The organism is Pseudomonas sp. B35(2017), assembly GCF_002113645.1.
Lineage (GTDB): Bacteria > Pseudomonadota > Gammaproteobacteria > Pseudomonadales > Pseudomonadaceae > Aquipseudomonas > Aquipseudomonas ekonensis.
Genome location: NZ_NEIZ01000002.1, coordinates 154,898 through 171,305 on the forward strand (window position 1 = coordinate 154,898; position 16,408 = coordinate 171,305).

At 65.1% G+C, this 16,408-nt stretch carries 13 protein-coding genes; 5 read left to right on the top strand and 8 right to left on the bottom strand.

Going from position 1 to position 16,408, the window contains the following annotated elements; translation table 11 throughout:
• Positions 1 to 177 precede the first annotated feature (177 nt).
• Both CAG41_RS04310 and CAG41_RS04315 read right to left on the bottom strand, forming a co-directional pair.
• Positions 178 to 921: a phosphatase PAP2 family protein gene (locus CAG41_RS04310; RefSeq protein ID WP_085629476.1), complete on the bottom strand. Its 744-nt coding sequence runs from the start codon at positions 919 to 921 to the stop codon at positions 178 to 180.
• 54 nt (positions 922 to 975) lie between these two features.
• The gene (locus CAG41_RS04315) at positions 976 to 2,925 is read right to left on the bottom strand and encodes an LTA synthase family protein (protein WP_085706727.1); all 1,950 of its coding nucleotides are present in this window, start codon (positions 2,923 to 2,925) and stop codon (positions 976 to 978) included.
• 200 nt (positions 2,926 to 3,125) lie between these two features.
• Between CAG41_RS04315 and colR the strand changes: the two genes are divergently transcribed.
• From colR to CAG41_RS04340, 5 genes are all read left to right on the top strand, one after another.
• Positions 3,126 to 3,809, top strand: a complete 684-nt coding sequence (gene colR, locus CAG41_RS04320; protein ID WP_085580282.1) for a two-component system response regulator ColR — start codon at positions 3,126 to 3,128, stop codon at positions 3,807 to 3,809.
• The gene (locus CAG41_RS04325; RefSeq protein ID WP_085580284.1) at positions 3,799 to 5,073 is read left to right on the top strand and encodes a HAMP domain-containing sensor histidine kinase; all 1,275 of its coding nucleotides are present in this window, start codon (positions 3,799 to 3,801) and stop codon (positions 5,071 to 5,073) included. The genes colR and CAG41_RS04325 overlap by 11 nt, the downstream gene beginning before the upstream one ends.
• 151 nt (positions 5,074 to 5,224) lie before the next feature.
• Positions 5,225 to 5,893, top strand: a complete 669-nt coding sequence (locus CAG41_RS04330; protein ID WP_085580286.1) for a class I SAM-dependent methyltransferase — start codon at positions 5,225 to 5,227, stop codon at positions 5,891 to 5,893.
• 4 nt (positions 5,894 to 5,897) lie between these two features.
• Positions 5,898 to 6,611, top strand: a complete 714-nt coding sequence (locus tag CAG41_RS04335) for a lipopolysaccharide kinase InaA family protein (protein WP_085706728.1) — start codon at positions 5,898 to 5,900, stop codon at positions 6,609 to 6,611.
• 2 nt (positions 6,612 to 6,613) lie between these two features.
• On the top strand, positions 6,614 to 6,841 hold the full coding sequence (locus CAG41_RS04340) for a hypothetical protein (protein WP_085580290.1): 228 nt from the start codon (positions 6,614 to 6,616) through the stop codon (positions 6,839 to 6,841).
• 89 nt (positions 6,842 to 6,930) lie between these two features.
• Here the strand turns inward: CAG41_RS04340 and CAG41_RS04345 are convergent, their stop codons facing one another.
• From CAG41_RS04345 to CAG41_RS04370, 6 genes are all read right to left on the bottom strand, one after another.
• The gene (locus tag CAG41_RS04345) at positions 6,931 to 9,960 is read right to left on the bottom strand and encodes a multidrug efflux RND transporter permease subunit (RefSeq protein WP_085580292.1); all 3,030 of its coding nucleotides are present in this window, start codon (positions 9,958 to 9,960) and stop codon (positions 6,931 to 6,933) included.
• A 13-nt stretch (positions 9,961 to 9,973) separates the two neighbouring features.
• Positions 9,974 to 11,122 (bottom strand): efflux RND transporter periplasmic adaptor subunit, encoded by a 1,149-nt coding sequence (locus CAG41_RS04350; RefSeq protein WP_085580294.1) that lies wholly within the window; start codon positions 11,120 to 11,122, stop codon positions 9,974 to 9,976.
• Positions 11,123 to 11,268: 146 nt separating this feature from the next.
• The gene (locus tag CAG41_RS04355; protein ID WP_085580297.1) at positions 11,269 to 12,369 is read right to left on the bottom strand and encodes a DUF1513 domain-containing protein; all 1,101 of its coding nucleotides are present in this window, start codon (positions 12,367 to 12,369) and stop codon (positions 11,269 to 11,271) included.
• Positions 12,370 to 12,383: 14 nt separating this feature from the next.
• Positions 12,384 to 13,448: an imelysin family protein gene (locus CAG41_RS04360; protein WP_085580299.1), complete on the bottom strand. Its 1,065-nt coding sequence runs from the start codon at positions 13,446 to 13,448 to the stop codon at positions 12,384 to 12,386.
• Between the two features lie 26 nt (positions 13,449 to 13,474).
• Positions 13,475 to 14,902: a di-heme oxidoredictase family protein gene (locus CAG41_RS04365; RefSeq protein WP_085693900.1), complete on the bottom strand. Its 1,428-nt coding sequence runs from the start codon at positions 14,900 to 14,902 to the stop codon at positions 13,475 to 13,477.
• Between the two features lie 146 nt (positions 14,903 to 15,048).
• A complete protein-coding gene (locus CAG41_RS04370) occupies positions 15,049 to 16,395 on the bottom strand; it encodes an imelysin family protein (protein ID WP_085629485.1) in 1,347 nt (448 codons plus the stop codon).
• Positions 16,396 to 16,408: the final 13 nt, after the last annotated feature.

Below are 16,408 nucleotides of genomic sequence, written 5' to 3' on the forward strand. Positions count from 1 at the left end.
CCGGTGTCCGTTGTAGGAGCGAGCCTGCTCGCGAATGGGCCGTGCCAGTCAATGTAGCGCTAACTGGCATGCCGCCAATCGCCAGCAGGCGGGCTCCCACAGTGTCTGGCGGTGTCCGCCGATGCGGTTCTCTGTGGGAGCCCGCCTGCCGGCGATGGCGTCGACGGGCGTTGCCTGTCAGGCGTTGGCCGGTTGCGCCGCAGGTGCGGCCTCGGCCCGGACGGCCGGGCGGTACAGCACCCAGTAGTACGACCCCAGGCAAATCAGCCAGCAGAAGATCGCCGTCCACACGTTGTGCGAGAAGAAGTGCGCGCCCTGCATCATCCGGCTGACGGAAAACACCGAACCCAACGCAAACGCGAAGATGAACGCCTGGCGCGCCAGGCGCGGACGCCGGTCGCGCAGTGCGAAAAACAGCGCGAACAGGGTGAACCCGGTGGCGGCGTGTCCGCCCGGCCAGCAGCGGCCGGGCTTGTCGGTGTCCGGACGGTGGCTGAGCAGTTTGCTGTAGGTTTCGTGTCCACCGAACTGCTCCAGGCTCCAGGGGCACTGCACGGCGGTGACGGCCTTCATCGGGGTCACGAACGAAGTGGCCAGGCCCAGCGACAGCACCAGGCAACCCAGCTCACGCTTGAACGGCTTGAGGCGCGTCATGAAGAACGCGCCGACGAAACCGAGGACGGCAAACACCGAGAAGGCGATGACCACCTGCTTGGCGCGGTCGTGGAGGATGTTTTCCAGGAAGTAGCTGTGGCGGCCGATGAAGTCGCCGGCGGCCGGATCATAGAACAGCTGCGCCAGATCCATATCCAGATCGGTCAGTTCCAGCAGCACCAGAATGACGGCGGCGGCGACGGGAATGCCGAGGCACAGCCAGAAGTTGAGCGGACGGGGGGTGGGGCGTACAGCGCTTGATGGCATGATGGATCCTGAAACAAAAAAACGCCCCGGCGCATCGGCCCCGGGGCGCTTCGGTTAACGTTCGCTGACTTGCGGCGCACCCTCCTTGGGCGCTTTCCAGCCAAGCAGCTGTTGCGTGAAGCCATGACTGGCGGTTTGGTAATAGGTGATGGCGCGGCCGATCAGCAGGTCGTCGCTGCCCGCGCGGGACTCGCGGCTTTCGCTCAGGGCGTCGTCATGCCGGCGCAGGCCCTGGCGCGGGCTGAGGATCGCCAGATCCTTGCCGTCGAACAGCCCCAGGTGCTGGTAGTTGCCCACCACGACGCGCGGCGGCAACGGGTTGTCCTGCAACAGGTTGCGGCCGAAGAACGTCGATTGGTAATCCAGGTTGAGCAGCCCCAGCAGCGTCGGCGCCAGGTCGATCTGGCTGGCCAGCTGAGCGTCTTCGCGCGCTTGGATCAGCTTGGGCGCGTAGATGAACAGCGGGATCTGATAGTTGTTGATCGGCAAGTCTTCCTTGCCCGCGCTGCCGGCGGTGTGGTCGGCGACGAAGATGAAGATCGTGTCGTCGAACCAGGGCTTCTGCCGCGCCTGTTCCAGGAACTGGCCGATGGCGTAGTCGGTGTACTTCACCGCACCGTCGCGGCCGTTGCCGGACTTGATGTCGATCCGGTTGTCCGGATACGTGTACGGGCGGTGGTTGGAGGTGGTCATCAACTGCAGCAGGAACGGCTGGCCTTTGGCGAAGTCAGCGTCCGCCAGTTTCAGCGTCTGCTTGTACAGATCCTCGTCGGCCATGCCCCAGGCGTTCTTGAAGTGGATCTCGGCCTCGTCGACGCTGCTCTGGTCGACGACACGGTAGCCGTTGCCGCTGAAGAACGCGTTCATGTTGTCGAAATAGCCGCGCCCGCCGTAGACGAACACGCTGTCGTAACCGACGGCGCTCAGCTGCTGGCCGAGGCTGGCGAAGCCGCTCTCGCGGCCGATGCGCTTGACGATGGAGCGGCCCGGCGTCGGCGGGATGGCCAGGGTGATGGCCTCCAGGCCGCGGTCGGTGCGGGTGCCGGTGGCGTAGAAGTTGTTGAAGTACAGGCTCTGTTTGCGCAAGGCATCCAGGTTCGGCGTCAGGTTGCGCTCATCGCCGTTGCTGCCCAGGTACTTGGCGCTCAGGCTTTCGATGGTCACCAGCACGATGTTCGTTTTGCGCGGCGTGCCGGGGTTGTCGATCATCCGGCGGATGTCCTGGGGATCCTGGTCGATGAAGCGCGCATTGGGCTCGTTCAGTTCGGCGCGGATCTGTCGGCCGACGGCCTCGGGGGCCAGGCTGCTGTAGAACTGGCCGTAGTCCAGTTCATTGTTGCGGAACGCGGCGAAGAACTGATAAGGGCCGTTGCTCGCCAGTTCGTTCCGGTAGGCGTTGCCGCCCTGGGCGCGGGGGAAACCTTGGCCGAGCAGTTGCAGGCTCAGGCCGGCGACGATCAGCAGGGCCAACGCATTGAACAGGCGTGCGCGCAGCGGCGGCAACGGCGCGTCCAGCGCGGCGTTCAACGGCTTGCGCAGCGCCAGGCTCAGGCCAGCGGCCAGCAGCGCGAGCACGCTGAGCAGGGTGCCGATCGGGTAGGACTCCAGCACGTTGTTCAGCACTTCATCGGAGTACACCAGATAGTCGACCGCGATGAAGTTGAAGCGCACGCCGAACTCGTCCCAGAACAGCCACTCGGCCACGGCGGTGAACAGCATCGCGAACAGGCTGACTGTCAACAGCCCTTGCAGGAACCAGCGATGGCCCCGGCGGCGCCACAGGGCCGGCGGGCACAGCAGCAGGTACAGTCCCATCGGCAGCGCCGCATAGGCCAGAAAGCCCAGGTCATAGAGCAGGCCGATGCCGAAGAGGGAAAAGGCGACGCCGCCGGCCTCGTCCAGGTGGGTCAGCAGCAACACTGTCCGGGTCAGGAAGAACACCGCCAGCCAGGCGCCGGTGATCAACAGCAGAAAGCGCATGGGCGCTGTCCTGAAAAAGTCCATTGGCTACCATCCCTACATAAAACGCGGGAGTCTCGCGCTGTCGCTGTCGTCGGCGTGTGAACCGATAGTGAAAATCTCGTTAAAGTCTCGAGTTGCCGCCAAGGCTCTGCCCGGGCGGCGTGCGGCCCTAGCCCTGAGCGGCGCTTGGCCGTAAGCTGCGCGGGCCATGACGGCCGTTTCGGTGTACGGAGGAGGTGCCCATGCGAATTCTTTTGGTTGAGGACAACCGCGATATCCTGGCCAACCTGGCCGATTACCTGGGGCTCAAGGGCTATACCGTCGATTGCGCCCAGGACGGCCTGTCGGGCCTGCACCTGGCGGCCACCGAACACTACGACCTGATCGTGCTCGACATCATGCTGCCGGGCATCGACGGTTACACCCTGTGCAAACGGCTGCGCGAAGACGCGCGCCGTGACACCCCGGTGATCATGCTCACCGCCCGCGACCAGCTCGACGACCGCCTGCAGGGCTTCAAGTCCGGCGCCGACGATTACCTGATCAAACCGTTCGCGTTGTCCGAGCTGGCGGCCCGGGTCGAGGCGGTGATGCGCCGCACCCAGGGCGGCGGCCGCCGTGCCTTGCAGGTCGGCGACCTGAACTACGACCTCGACACACTGGAGGTCACCCGCGAAGGCAAGCTGCTCAAGCTCAACCCGGTCGGCCTCAAGCTGCTCGCGGTGCTGATGCAGAAAAGCCCTCACGTGCTGCGCCGGGAGATCCTCGAAGAGGCGCTGTGGGGCGACGACTGCCCGGACAGCGACAGCCTGCGCAGCCATGTCCACCAACTGCGCCAGGTGATCGACAAGCCGTTCGCCAAGCCGTTGCTGCACACCGTGCACGGCGTGGGATACCGCCTGGCCGAGGGGCGTGATGGAGTTTAAGCAGAGCCTTGCCCAGCGGATCATCATCGCCTTTGCGTTGATGAGCGCACTGGTGGCGGGGGCGTTCGCCATGGGGATCGTCGCGACGGTCCACCTGGTCGAGGAAAAACTGATTTCGGCGGGGCTGGGCGGCGACCTGCAGCGCTTGCTGCTGATGGACAACGTCTCGGACTGGAGCCACCGGCCCGAGCCGGACCAACTGTTCTACTTCAGCGGCGGACCGGGCGACTTCGAGCTGCCCAAGGACCTGCGCCACCTGGACTCGGGCTTTCACGAAGTCTTTCGCGAGCAGCTGTCGTATCACGCCATGGTCGAGATCGTCGACGGCCGGCGCTATGTGCTGCTGCAGGACCAAAGCGATTTCGAAGAGCGCGAGCGCGTGCTGTTCGCCGTGGTGCTGGTGGGCTTCGTGCTCAGCCTGGCGTTGGCGGTGTTCCTGGGCTGGGTGCTGGCGCGCAAGGTGATGGCGCCGGTGGTGCGGCTGGCGCGCCAGGTGCGTCACCGTGATCAGTTGCTCGGCCTGGCGCCGCCGCTGGCGCCGGACTACGCGGCCGACGAAGTGGGCGAACTGGCGGTGGCGTTCGACGCCACCCTCGGGCGGCTGCGCCAGGCGCTGACCCGTGAGCGCCTGTTCACCAGTGACGTGAGCCACGAACTGCGCACGCCGTTGATGGTGCTGGCCAGCTCCTGCGAGCTGCTGCTGGAGAACCCGGGCATCGATCAGCGCGGCCGGGCCCAGGTCGAGCGGATTGCCCGTGCCAGCGAAGAAATGCGCGAACTGGTGCAGACCTTCCTGATGCTGGCCCGGGCCAAGCGCGAAGACGCTGGCGTCTCGCCCCGGCAGAGCCTGGCGCAGGTGGCGGACAGCCTGCTGTGCCTGTGGCGCGAGCCGATCGAGAGCAAGGGGCTCACGTTGATCTTCGAGCCGGGCACCCCGCCGGACACCCTCTACAACGCGACTCTGCTCAACGCGGTGATGGGCAACCTGCTGCGCAATGCGCTGCACTACACCGAACAGGGGTTCATTCGCTTGACCCTCAGCGGCAACGGTTTCGTGGTCGAGGATTCGGGGGTGGGTATCCCCGAAGAGAAACGCGAAGCCATGTTCCAGCCGTTCGTGCGCGGCACCGAAAAGCGCGGCGAAGGCCTGGGGCTTGGGCTCTCGCTGGTGCAGCGGATCTGCGAAAACCAGGGCTGGAGCGTCAATCTGAGCACGATGGAACCCAATGGTTGCCGATTCGAGGTGGACTTGGGACGGACCTGAGCTACAGTGATGGCCCTGAGCTACTGCGGAATGGTTGTAAAACCCTGAAATGTTTTAGGGTTTTACATGACGTTTTTTTCACAAATGGATGACCTGACGCTGACACGGCCCTGCATAAGGTGGCCTCATCAGTAATTCAGGAGTCCTGGTGATGGCCGGCCCGATCAAGCTCGATTTTTCCGAAAAGTACGACGACAACCATGCGCAAAAGTATCTGCGCAAGCATCAGGACGGTCTCGGGCGTCGGTTGTCGCACTGGCGTGACCTGCAACTGGCCCGCAAGGCGCTGACCCTGGTCGGCGAACCGGGGCTGGTGCTGGACCTGCCTTGCGGGGCCGGACGTTTCTGGCCGCTGCTGGCGGAAAAGCCGAACCGGGTGATCATCGGCGCGGACAACTCCGAGTCGATGATCAAGACCGCCATGCAGGCCCAACCGGCCGATGTGGTGAAACGGGTACAACCCTTGCACACATCTGCGTTCGACATCGCCTTGCCTGACAACGCCGTCGACAGCATTTTCTGCATGCGTTTGCTCCATCACATCGGTGAAGCCGAGCATCGACGGGCCATTTTGCGCGAGTTCGAGCGCGTCACCCGTGACAGCGTGGTCGTTTCGTTGTGGGTGGACGGCAATTTCAAGGCCTGGAAACGCAAGCGCGCCGAGCGCAAGCGTGGGCAAGAGGGTTACCAGAACCGCTTTGTGTTACCGGCCGCTACGGTCGAGAAAGAATTTGAAGAGGCGGGTTTCCGCATCCAGGAACAACTGGATTTTATTCCGCTGTATGCCATGTGGCGGGTTTACGTATTACGCAAGAGGTAACGGGATGGCAGTGCATATTGCAGCAGAAACGGAAGTCGCTCCCCAGGATCGCTTCGACTACTACTGGAACCAGCGGGGCGAGTGGGTGGAAGAGCCCAACGTGCGCCGCGGCGGTGAGAGTGGGGTGCAACGGGTCATGGGCCGCGATGGCCAGCTGCTGTATGCCAAACGCCAGACCGGTCACATCTACCGCAGCTTGATGCATCCGTTCGGTCGCCCGACGGTGCTGCGCGAGCGCGATGCGCTGAACGGCGCCAGCGCGCTCGGCGTGCGCGTACCGCAGATCGTGTTCTGCGGCGCCCAGTCTGACCCTGTGCACAAATGGCGTGCGCTGCTGGTGACCAAGTCCCTGGACGGCTTTCTGGAGCTGGAGCAATGGGAAGCCGCCGGCGGCCGCGAGCGCCATGGCGAGGTGGTGTACGAGCGTGTGCTCAAGGACCTGGCCGACAACCTGGCGCGTCTGCACCGGGGCCGTTGGCAGCACAGCTGCATCTACATCAAGCATGTGTTTGTCCGCGTCACCGATGAAGGCGACGGGGCCCAGGTTGAAGTGGCCCTGATCGATCTCGAGAAATGCCGCCGTCGGCTGACCGCCGGTCGCGCGGCAGCCCATGACATGAAGCAATTGCGTCGCCATTCGTCGTTCAGGGATTCGGACTGGAAAAAACTCGTCTACTTTTATGAGACGGCGTTTGGCAGCGCTATCAAAGGTTTATAGCGATGAAACTAGAAATTGCGCGAGGTTTGTTTTTGGTAGGAGCCTTGGCAGTTGCTTCATTGGCGGTGGCGGCCTGGGAACAGCCACGCATGCAGGTGATCGGCAAATCGGCGGGCGAAGTCCATCGCCCGGTGCCTCGGGTGGTGAAGACCGCCGTGTCGTCTGAACCGGATCATGATTTGTTGCTGTTCATGTTCGGTCTCTCGCAACGGATGAGACCCCAGAGCTGAATTCCCCCGCAGCCTTATGAAAAGGCCTCGCCGACGCGAGGCCTTTTTTTGTGCCTTGTCGCTCCTGTGGTGAGGGAGCGAGCTCCCGGTCACTGTGCCTTGTCGGGCTTGGCCAGGAAGGTGTAGACGCACGGCAGGACGAACAGGGTGAACAAGGTCCCGATGGACATGCCCGTCGCGATCACCGTGCCGATGTCGAAACGGCTGACCGCGCCGGCGCCGCTCGCCAGGATCAACGGCACCATGCCGAACACCATCGCCGCCGTGGTCATCAGCACCGGACGCAGGCGGATGGCCGCCGCTTCCTCCACGGCCTCCCGGGCGCTCAGGCCCTTCTCCTTGCGCAGCAGGTTGGCGAACTCGACGATCAGGATGCCGTGCTTGCTGATCAGGCCGATCAACGTCACCAGCCCGACCTGGGTGTAGATGTTCATGCTCGACCAGCCCAGGAACAGCGGGATCAGCGCGCCGCAGATCGACAGCGGCACCGTGACCAGAATCACCAGCGGGTCGCGGAAGCTCTCGAACTGCGCAGCCAGCACCAGGAAGATGATCGCCAGCGCCAGGGCGAAGGTCACCCACAGCGCGCTGCCTTCCTGCACGTACTGCCGGGAGGAGCCGCCGTAGTCGAAGGCGAATCCGGCGGGGGCCTCTTCCCGGGCGATCTGGCGCACGGTGTCGATGGCTTCGCCCATGCTCACCAGCGGAAACCCGGACAGCTTCGCCGCGTTGAGTTGCTGGAACTGGTTGAGCTGCCGCGGCCTTGCGCGGTCGGTCACCGTGATCAGGGTGGACAGCGGCAGCAGTTCGCCACGGGTGTTCTTCACGTAGTAGTTGTTCAGCCAGTCCGGGTTCTCGCGGTAGGGCCGTTCGACCTGGGCGATGACCTTGTAGCTGCGCCCCTCGATGGTAAAGCGGTTGATCTCGGCCTCGCCCAGGAGGGTGGCGAGGGTGCCGCCCAGGTCCTGCATCGACACGCCCATCTGCGCGGCCTTGGCCCGGTCGATGTCGACCACCACTTCCGGCTTGTCGAACGCCAGGTCCAGGTCGACGAAGGCGAACTTGCCGGATTCCGCAGCGCGTTTCTTGATCCGGTCGGCGACCTCCAGCAGCACTTCGTAGTCGTTGGCCGTGTTGATCACGAACTCGAACGGCAGGCCTTCGCCGGTGCCGGGCAGGGAGGGCAGGTTGAAGCCGAAGATCTGCAGGCCGGGAATGCGTTCCAGCTTGCCCTGCACTTCGGGCAGGATCTGCATCTGCGTGCGGTGGCGCTCGTTCCAGGGCTTGAGCAGGAAGCCGCCGATGCCGGTCTGCACGCCGTTGTAGCCGTTGATCTGAAAGGACGAGTAGTACTCGGGGAACTCCTTGAAGATCTTGATGAATTCGTCGGTGTAGGTGTTCAGGTAGTCGAGGTTGGTCGGCTGCGGGGCGTTGGCCATCATGAAGATGATCCCCTGGTCCTCGTCCGGCGCCAGCTCCGACTTGGTGAACTTGAGCAGCACCGGGATCAGGCACAGCACGATCACCGCGAACACCAGCACCACCGGCCGGGTATTCAGCGTGCCGTGCAGCAGGCTCTGGTAGCGGCGCTTGAGGCCTTCGAAGATCAGGTCGAGGCGATGGGCCAGGCCGCTGGCGTTCTCGTCGTGGCGCAACAGCACGGCGCACATCATCGGCGACAGGGTCAGGGCGACGATCCCGGAGATCACCACCGCCCCGGCCAGGGTCAGGGCGAATTCCTTGAACAACGCCCCGGTCAGCCCGGTGAGAAAGCCGATGGGCGCGTACACCGCCGCCAGGGTGATGGTCATCGACACCACCGGCAAGGCGATTTCCCGGGCGCCTTCCAAGGCCGCCTCGAACGGCGTCTTGCCTTCCTCGATGTGGCGGTGGATGTTCTCCACCACGACGATGGCGTCGTCCACCACCAGGCCGATGGCCAGCACCATCGCCAGCAAGGTCAGCAGGTTGATCGAATAGCCCATCATCTGCATGAAGAACATCACGCCGATCATCGACAGCGGGATGGTCACCACCGGGATCACCACCGAACGCAGCGCCCCGAGGAACAGGAACACCACCACGATCACGATCAGCACCGCTTCGAACAGGGTCTTGAGCACTTCGTCGATGGAGGCCTGGATGAACAGCGTGGCGTCGTAGGCGATTTCGCTCTTGAGGTTGGGCGGGAGCTGGGCCTCCAGCTGCGGCATGATCTTGCGCACTTCCTTGATTACGTCCAGCGGGTTGGCCGCCGGGGTCGCCTTGATCCCGATGTACACCGACGGCGTGCCGCCGAAGGAACTGATGGAGTTGTAGTTCTCGGCGCCCATCTCGACCCGGGCCACGTCCCGCAGCAGCACCCGGCTGTCGCCGTCGACCTTGAGCGGGATCGCCGCGAAGGCCTCGGCGGACTTCAGCTCGGTGTTGGCGTTGATGCTGGTGACCACATATTCGCCCTTCACTTCGCCTGCGGCGGACAGGAAGTTGTATTGGCGCACGGCGTTGGTCACGTCGCTGGCGCTCAGGCCGAAGCCGGCGAGCTTCACCGGGTCGAGCCACAGGCGCATGGCGAACACCTGGTTGCCGAGGATCTCCGCCTCGGCCATGCCCGGCAGGGTCGCCAGCTTCGGCTGGATCACCCGCGACAGGTAGTCGGTGATCTGCGGATTGCTCAGGTCCTTGCTGAAGAAGCTGATGTACATCAGCGCCGAGGCGTCGGCGGACTCCTTGCTCAGCACCGGGTCCTCGGCGTCCTGCGGCAGCTTGTTCTTCACCTCGTTGGCCTTGGCCAGCAGTTCGGTGAACAGGCGGTCGCTGTTGGAGCCGATGCGCGCGTAGATCGAGATCACCGAGAAGTTCTGGCGGCTGACCGAGGTCATGTAGTCGATGCCCTCGGCGCTCGCCAGGCTCTGCTGCATCGGCTGGGTGATGTAGCCCTGGATGGTTTCGGCGTTGGCGCCGGGGTAGGCGGTGGTCACCGTGATCAGCGCGTTTTCCATCTGCGGGTACTGGCGCAGCGGCAGCTTGCTCCAGGCCTGGAAGCCCAGCAGCACGATCAGCAGGCTCACCACGGTGGCGAGCACCGGGCGACGGATGAACGGGTCGGTAAAGGCCATGGGGTTTCCTTGATCAGTCGGCGCGGCGCGGACTGTTCTGCTCGCCGAGGGTCTTGTCGTCGCTGATGGCGATGTGGGCACCGTTGTCCAGTTTGATCTGGCCGGCCGTCACCACCTGTTCGCCGCTCTGCACGCCCTTGTTGATCATCACCAGGCCGTCACGGCGTTCGCCGGTCTCGATGAACCGCCGTTCGGCGATCAGCACGGGCTGGCCTTTGTCGTCCTTCTCGACGCTGCCGTCCTCGGCCTTCTTCTGCCCGACCACGTACAGCGAGTTGCCGTAGAGGGTGTAGGTGACCGCGCTCTCCGGCACCACCACGTGCTTCTGCGGATCCGGTAATAGCACCTCGACGCTGGTGAACATGCCCGGCAGCAGCTTGCCGTCGGGGTTGGCCAGGGTGGCGCGCACGAGGATGTTGCGGGTGGTGCTTTCCACGATCGGATTGATCGCGCTGATGGTGCCGGGGAAGGTCTGGCCGGGAAACGCCGCGACCGCGATCTGCACCGGTTGGCCGAGGGCCAGCTTCGGTGCCGACTGCTCCGGGACATAGAAGTCGGCGTAGAGGCTGCTCAGGTCCTGCAGGGTGGCGATCTTGGTGCCGCTGGCGAGGTAGTCGCCGACGTCGACCTGGCGGATGCCGATGGTGCCGCTGAACGGCGCGGCGATGCGTTTCTTCGCCAGCGCCGCGTTGAGCTGGTTGACCGTGGCCTTGTTCTTTTGCAGTTGCGCCGAGAGCCGGTCGTATTCGCCCTTGGAGATGGCGCTGCTGCCGACCAGCTGGCTGCCGCGGCCGAAGTCCAGCTGCGCCAGGCCCAGATCGGCCTTGGCGGTTTCGAGCAGGGCGGACTCCACCGCGCTGTCGAGCTGCAGCAGCGGCTGTCCGGCCTTGACCTTCTGCCCGGACTCGAACTTGAGCTCGGTGACGGTGCCGTTGGTCTCCAGCCTCAGTTCGACGCCCTGCAGCGCCTTGAGCGTGCCGACGGTGGGCAGGCGCATCTGCCACGGGCGCTCGGCGGCGGTGGCGACGGCGACGCTGATCGGCGGTTTCGGCTTGGCGAAACCCTGGATCATCGTGTAGATGGTGAAGGCCTTGTAGCCGGCCAGCGCCAGGACGATCAGCAGTACGACACCCAACATCTTCAGCATGCGGCGACGCAGCATATTCCAGTTCCTTGGAGAAAATCAGGCGAGACAGGCGGGCACATTACTCCGAGTCCGGCAGGGATTCCAACTGCCAGTTTTTACAGGGTATGAGGGGAGAGGAGGCAACGGGGAAGCGCCGCCGGCGGGGCCGGCGGCGGCAGGCTTCATGCCATCAGGTGCAGATGGTTGTCCCAGAGCCCCGCGGGCAGATCCAGCGGTTTGGCCAGGAGTTCGTCCTGGCGGCAATCGTAGTAGCGGCAGCGTCCCTGACCCGAGGTCACGACGAAGCCGTCCTTCACCGCGCCGACCCCGGCGCAGTCCGGCAGCGGCGCGTCGAGGCGCACCTCGCCGCTGTCCAGATCCCAGATGAAGAAGCGGTTGCCGCGCGGGGCGGTCAGCGCCACCAGCCGCAAGTCGCTGTGCACGGCGACGCTGGCGGTGTAATGGCCCATGGACTGCAACTGGTGGTCCGGCACCGGGAACGCCACGAACGGCTGGCCCGGACGCTTGATCGCCAACAGTTCCGAGCGCTCCTGCGAGGGGCCCATGAACTGCTGGCCGGCGACGATGGTGCCGTCGCTGGCGATGCCCAGGTGACGCACGCTGTTCATTTGCTGGGCGAGGGTTTCCTTGCTCAGCAGCGTGCCGTCGCGGCGCATCAGCACCAGGCTCGGCTCCATGGCGTCGAGGTTCATGTCCACCCGGCTTTCGGCCTCGGTGCGGATGCCGCCGTTGGCCACCACCAAGGTTTCGCCGTCGGGCATCCAGGACACCTGATGCGGCCCCAGGCCATGGGTGGAGATCTCGCCGCTGTGCACCAGCCGTTCGCCCTCGAACCGGTACACCCCCAACAGGCCGCGGCCCGGGTCGGTGGTGTCGTTTTCGGTGGCGTAGAGGTAGTCGCCGCTGTGGTGGATCACCGCGTGGCCGTAGAAATGCCGGTTCGGCTGCGAGGTCACGGTCTGCAGCAACGCACCGTCGCGCAGGTCGATCAGATAGCTCTCGGTGCCCGGGCGGCGGGCGACGAACAGCGCGATCGGCAGCGTCGGGTGGTTGATGATGTCGTGGCAGCGCTGGCCGACTTCGGTGGCGAACAGCCGGGTGCCGTCCAGGCGGTAGCCGACGGCGTAGTGGCGGCCGTCGGCGTCGTCCCGGGCCGACAGCAGCAGGGGGCTTTGCTCCTTGCGCTTGAACAGCGTCCAGCCGCCCAGCGTCACTGCTCCCAGCAGCAAACTACCTAAAGTCAGAGCCTGGCGTCGCAGCATGGCACGTGCCCTCATCAGTCACCGTCGTTGGCGTTGAAGCCCAGTTGGATACCCAGCGCCTTGGCCAGTTCGCCTTCGTGCAGGCGATGGACGACGTTGAGGCTGTCGTAGATGTCGTTGAGCTGCTGGCGGCCGGCGTCGTCGCCGAGCATTTCGGTCAGCGAGCGCTGGGTGCTGCCGAACAGCTTGAGCGAGGCGGCGTAGGCGGCGTCGATCTTGTCCGCCAACGGCTTCTGCTCGGCCGGCAACAGGCCGCGCAGGCCTTTGTTGTCGACGCCTTCCCAGACGGTCTTGGCGGCGGCGAGGCTGGCTTCCATCGCCGTCAGCGACGACTGGCTGCGCCACGCATCGGCCTGGAACGGCTGCGGTACGCCCTTGGTCTGGCGGCCCATCGGCGTGCCGAGCTTTTTCTTCAGGGTGTCGAGGGCGGTGACCTGCACCCGCAGCAGATCGGCGATCGCTTCGTGGGAGTCGGCGTAGCGCTGGTTGGGGAACTTGCTCATCTGCGCGAGCATGCCGTCGGTGTTGTTCCAGGTCTGCAGGATCTCTTCGGCCAGTTGCTTCTGGCGCTCGCCGATGGCCACCAGCAGCGGGCAGTACTTGGCTTTCTGGGCGGCGTCGGCCACGTCAGGCTTGCTGTCGAACAGGATGTACTCGTAGGCCGACAGGCCCTGCACCACGACGCTGGACTTGGCCAGGGCGGCGGCGTCGATCTGCGGCTGGGCGGCGACGAGTTGCTCGACCTGGCGGCCGACGAGGTTCTTCTTGTCCGGCCAGAACTGCACCTGCCATGCGCGGTTGCCCTCGGCCAGCGGGCCGATCAGCAGCGGCTGCAGCTCGGCCCAGGCCTTCTGCGCGTGGAGGAAGTCGGCGCGGGCGGTGTCCAGGGTCTCTTTGCCCTGGCAGTAGGCGAGGGCGCTGATGGCGAGTTGCTTGTCGGCCTCGACCCAGCGGGTGTAGGTCGGCAGGATCACCGATTTGGCGATGGCCGCCGAAGTGACCGCTTGCGGATCCTGCGGCGAGCACGCGCCCAGGGCCAGGGCGGCAAGGCTGGTGAACAACAGCTTGGGACGGAACATGTCGGGCTCCCGATTCTTTTAAGTGTTTAAAGTGAGTTCAGAAACGCCAGCAGCGCGGCGCGCTGCTCGGCGTTGAAAGACAAAACCTGTTGCTGCGCCTTCTGCGCTTCGCCGCCGTGCCAGAGCACGGCTTCGAGCAGGTCGCGGGCGCGGCCGTCGTGCAGGAACCGGGTGTGGCCGCTGACCGTCTGCGTCAGGCCGATGCCCCACAGCGGCGGGGTGCGCCATTCGCGGCCGCTGGCTTGGAATTCGGTACGGTGGTCGGCCAGGCCTTCGCCCATGTCATGCAGCAGCAGATCGCTGTAGGGGCGGATCACCTGATTGGCCAGCTCAGGTTCCGCTGCATCGGCAGCGGTGGTGTACTTGGGCGTGTGGCAGGACTGGCAGCCGGCCTGGAAGAACAGGCTCTTGCCGGCCAGCACTTGCGGGTCGTCGACGCCGCGCCGCGCCGGGACGGCCAGGTTGCGGCTGTAGAACAGCACCAGGCGCAGGATGTTGTCGCTGACTTCCGGCTCGCCGTCCGGGCCGTTGCCGTTCGGCGCCTGTTTGCAGGCGGCTTGCGCGTCGGTGCAGTCATCGAAGGGTCTCAGGCTAGTGGTGAGGCCCATGTCACCCGAGAACGCGTGAACGTTTTGTTGATTGAGGCTCGGTTGCCCGGCTTTCCAGCCGAAGCGGCCCAGGACGGTCTTTTGCTGCGCGTCGTCCCAGACCCGGTTCGGCCGGCCGCTGATGCCGTTGCCTTCTTTGGCCTGGGCGGCGGCGTTGGCGAGGATCGCGTCCTCGGGGATCGCTTCGAGCAGGCCGAGACCGATCATCGGCGGGGCGACCCGGGCCGAGAAGCGGGTGTCGGGGTGCATCGGGCCGTAGCCGAGCTGGGTGAGCTGCAGGACGGGCTGCTGCAGTTCGACTTCGGTGCCGTCCGCAAAGCGCACCGGCACCGGGGTGTATTCGACCCGCACCTTGCCTTCCGGCGCGACGCCGGGCACGGCCATGTCCTGGAACTGGCCGCCGTAGACCGGCTCCGGCACCACGCCGGTCTGTTCGATGACCTTGGCGAATTCCGGCGCATCGGGGATCGACAGGCGCACCAGCATCGACACCGCATTGACCGCGTCGGGCGCAGGCGGGTGGCCGCGGCCGTCCTTGATGTGGCAACCCTGGCAGGCATTGGTGTTGAACAGCGGGCCGAGGCCGTCGCGGGCGGTGGTGGTCGACGGCGCGATCACCCAGGGGCTGCGGAAGAAGCTGTTGCCGACGCTGAAGTCCACCCGGCGCGACGGCGGCAGGTTGGCCGACGGCAGGGAAAACGCGTTCCGGTCGCTCTTGTTCACGGTAGCGCTGCCGCCCGAGCGGGCTTCGCCCGGTTCGGCCTTGGTGAAGCGCGGGGCGTCATCGCAGGCACTCAGGCCCAGGGCCAGACACAGTGCGGACAAGCGAAGAGGCAGCGAGGGCATCAGACTTCCTGCGGCAGCGGCAATTTTGAAGGCGCAAAGTCTAACAGGGCGAGGGGGATTGAATAAGAGGAATTATCGTTTGCTTGATGTGGGGCAAACAAAAAAAGGCGACCCGAAGGTCGCCTCTTTCATTCGTGCAACGCGGATCAGAACTCGTGGTCGGCGTTGTCCGGGTTCAGGTCGCTGATGCCCAGTTTGCCGGCGGCGGCCTCGATCGAACCGGTCTGCTTGACCAGGGATGCGATGGCGTCACGCACGATCTGGTTGCCGGCGGTGTTGCCGGCGGCGATCAACTGGTCGTAGTGCTCGCCCTTGTTGGCGTGATCGACCATGACCTGGATCTTGGCTTCGGTGGCGGCCAGATCGTTCTTCAGGGCGGTGTCGGCGGCCGGGTCGGCCTTGGCCACCAGGGACGACAGGCTCGGGCCGGTCATCTTGGTGCCGTCGACGCGGGTGTACTCGCCCAGGTAGACGTTGCGCACGCCCTTGGCGTCGTAGAAGTGCGAGTTGTGGGTGTTGTCGCTGAAGCAGTCCTGTTCGTCTTCAGGAGAGTTGGCCTCCAGGGACACCTTCATGCGCTCGCCCGCCAGTTCGCCGAGGGACAGGCTGCCCATGCCGAACAGCATCTTGCGCAGGCCGGCTTCGGCCGGTTCGGCTTCCAGGGTGGCGCGGTAGTTGTCGGCCACGTTCGGCTTCCAGTTGCCGACCATTTCTTCCAGGTCGCTGACCAGCAGTTGGGTCACGGCCTTCAGGTAGGCGCGGCGACGGTCATTGTGGCCGCCGGTGGCGCCGGCGCCTTCCAGGTAGTCCGAGGCCGGACGGTTGCCGGCGCCCGGGCCGGTGCCGTTCAGATCCTGGCCCCACAGCAGGAATTCGATGGCGTGGTAGCCGGTGGCGACGTTGGCTTCGGAGCCGCCCAGCTCGTTCAGGCTGGCGAGTTTCTCCGGGGTGATGTCCTTGACGTCGACCTTGTCTTCGCCGATCTGGATCTCGGTGTTGGCGATGATGTTGGCGGTGGCGCCCGGGTTGCCCAGCGCGTGCTCGTAGGACTTGTCGACGTAGTCGATCAGGCCTTCGTCCAGGGGCCAGGAGTTCACCTGGCCTTCCCAGTCGTCGATGATGGTGTTGCCGAAGCGGAACACTTCGCTCTGCAGGTAAGGCACGCGGGCGGCGACCCAGGCGGCCTTGGCGGCTTTGAGGGTGTCGGCGTTCGGCTTGGCCAGGAAGGCGTCGATGGCGGTCTGCAGGGTCTTGGCGGTGGATTCGGCATCGCTGTAGACGGCGTAGACGATGTCGGCGTAGTGCGAGACGACCGCTTTGCCTGCGGCTTCGTCGACTTTGCCGGCGGCGGCCGGAGCAGGGGCGGCGGCAGTGCTGGCGGCCGGAACCGGCGCCTGGGCGGCCGCCTTTTCTTTGTCTTTGCCTTCGCCGCAACCGGCGAGGGAAATAGCGATGGCCAGCAGACTGGCGGTAGCCAGAGGCATACGAATCATGGCAAACATCCTG

Bases quoted from the DNA above. Each gene is read 5' to 3' on its own strand.
- CAG41_RS04310 (WP_085629476.1), bottom strand. From the start codon at position 921: ATGCCATCAAGCGCTGTACGCCCCACCCCCCGTCCGCTCAACTTCTGG.
- CAG41_RS04360 (WP_085580299.1), bottom strand. From the start codon at position 13,448: ATGTTCCGTCCCAAGCTGTTGTTCACCAGCCTTGCCGCCCTGGCCCTG.
- CAG41_RS04350 (WP_085580294.1), bottom strand. From the start codon at position 11,122: ATGCTGCGTCGCCGCATGCTGAAGATGTTGGGTGTCGTACTGCTGATC.
- CAG41_RS04335 (WP_085706728.1), top strand. From the start codon at position 5,898: ATGGCAGTGCATATTGCAGCAGAAACGGAAGTCGCTCCCCAGGATCGC.
- CAG41_RS04330 (WP_085580286.1), top strand. From the start codon at position 5,225: ATGGCCGGCCCGATCAAGCTCGATTTTTCCGAAAAGTACGACGACAAC.
- CAG41_RS04315 (WP_085706727.1), bottom strand. From the start codon at position 2,925: ATGGACTTTTTCAGGACAGCGCCCATGCGCTTTCTGCTGTTGATCACC.
- CAG41_RS04325 (WP_085580284.1), top strand. From the start codon at position 3,799: ATGGAGTTTAAGCAGAGCCTTGCCCAGCGGATCATCATCGCCTTTGCG.
- CAG41_RS04365 (WP_085693900.1), bottom strand. From the start codon at position 14,902: ATGCCCTCGCTGCCTCTTCGCTTGTCCGCACTGTGTCTGGCCCTGGGC.
- CAG41_RS04355 (WP_085580297.1), bottom strand. From the start codon at position 12,369: ATGCTGCGACGCCAGGCTCTGACTTTAGGTAGTTTGCTGCTGGGAGCA.
- colR (WP_085580282.1), top strand. From the start codon at position 3,126: ATGCGAATTCTTTTGGTTGAGGACAACCGCGATATCCTGGCCAACCTG.
- CAG41_RS04340 (WP_085580290.1), top strand. From the start codon at position 6,614: ATGAAACTAGAAATTGCGCGAGGTTTGTTTTTGGTAGGAGCCTTGGCA.
- CAG41_RS04370 (WP_085629485.1), bottom strand. From the start codon at position 16,395: ATGATTCGTATGCCTCTGGCTACCGCCAGTCTGCTGGCCATCGCTATT.
- CAG41_RS04345 (WP_085580292.1), bottom strand. From the start codon at position 9,960: ATGGCCTTTACCGACCCGTTCATCCGTCGCCCGGTGCTCGCCACCGTG.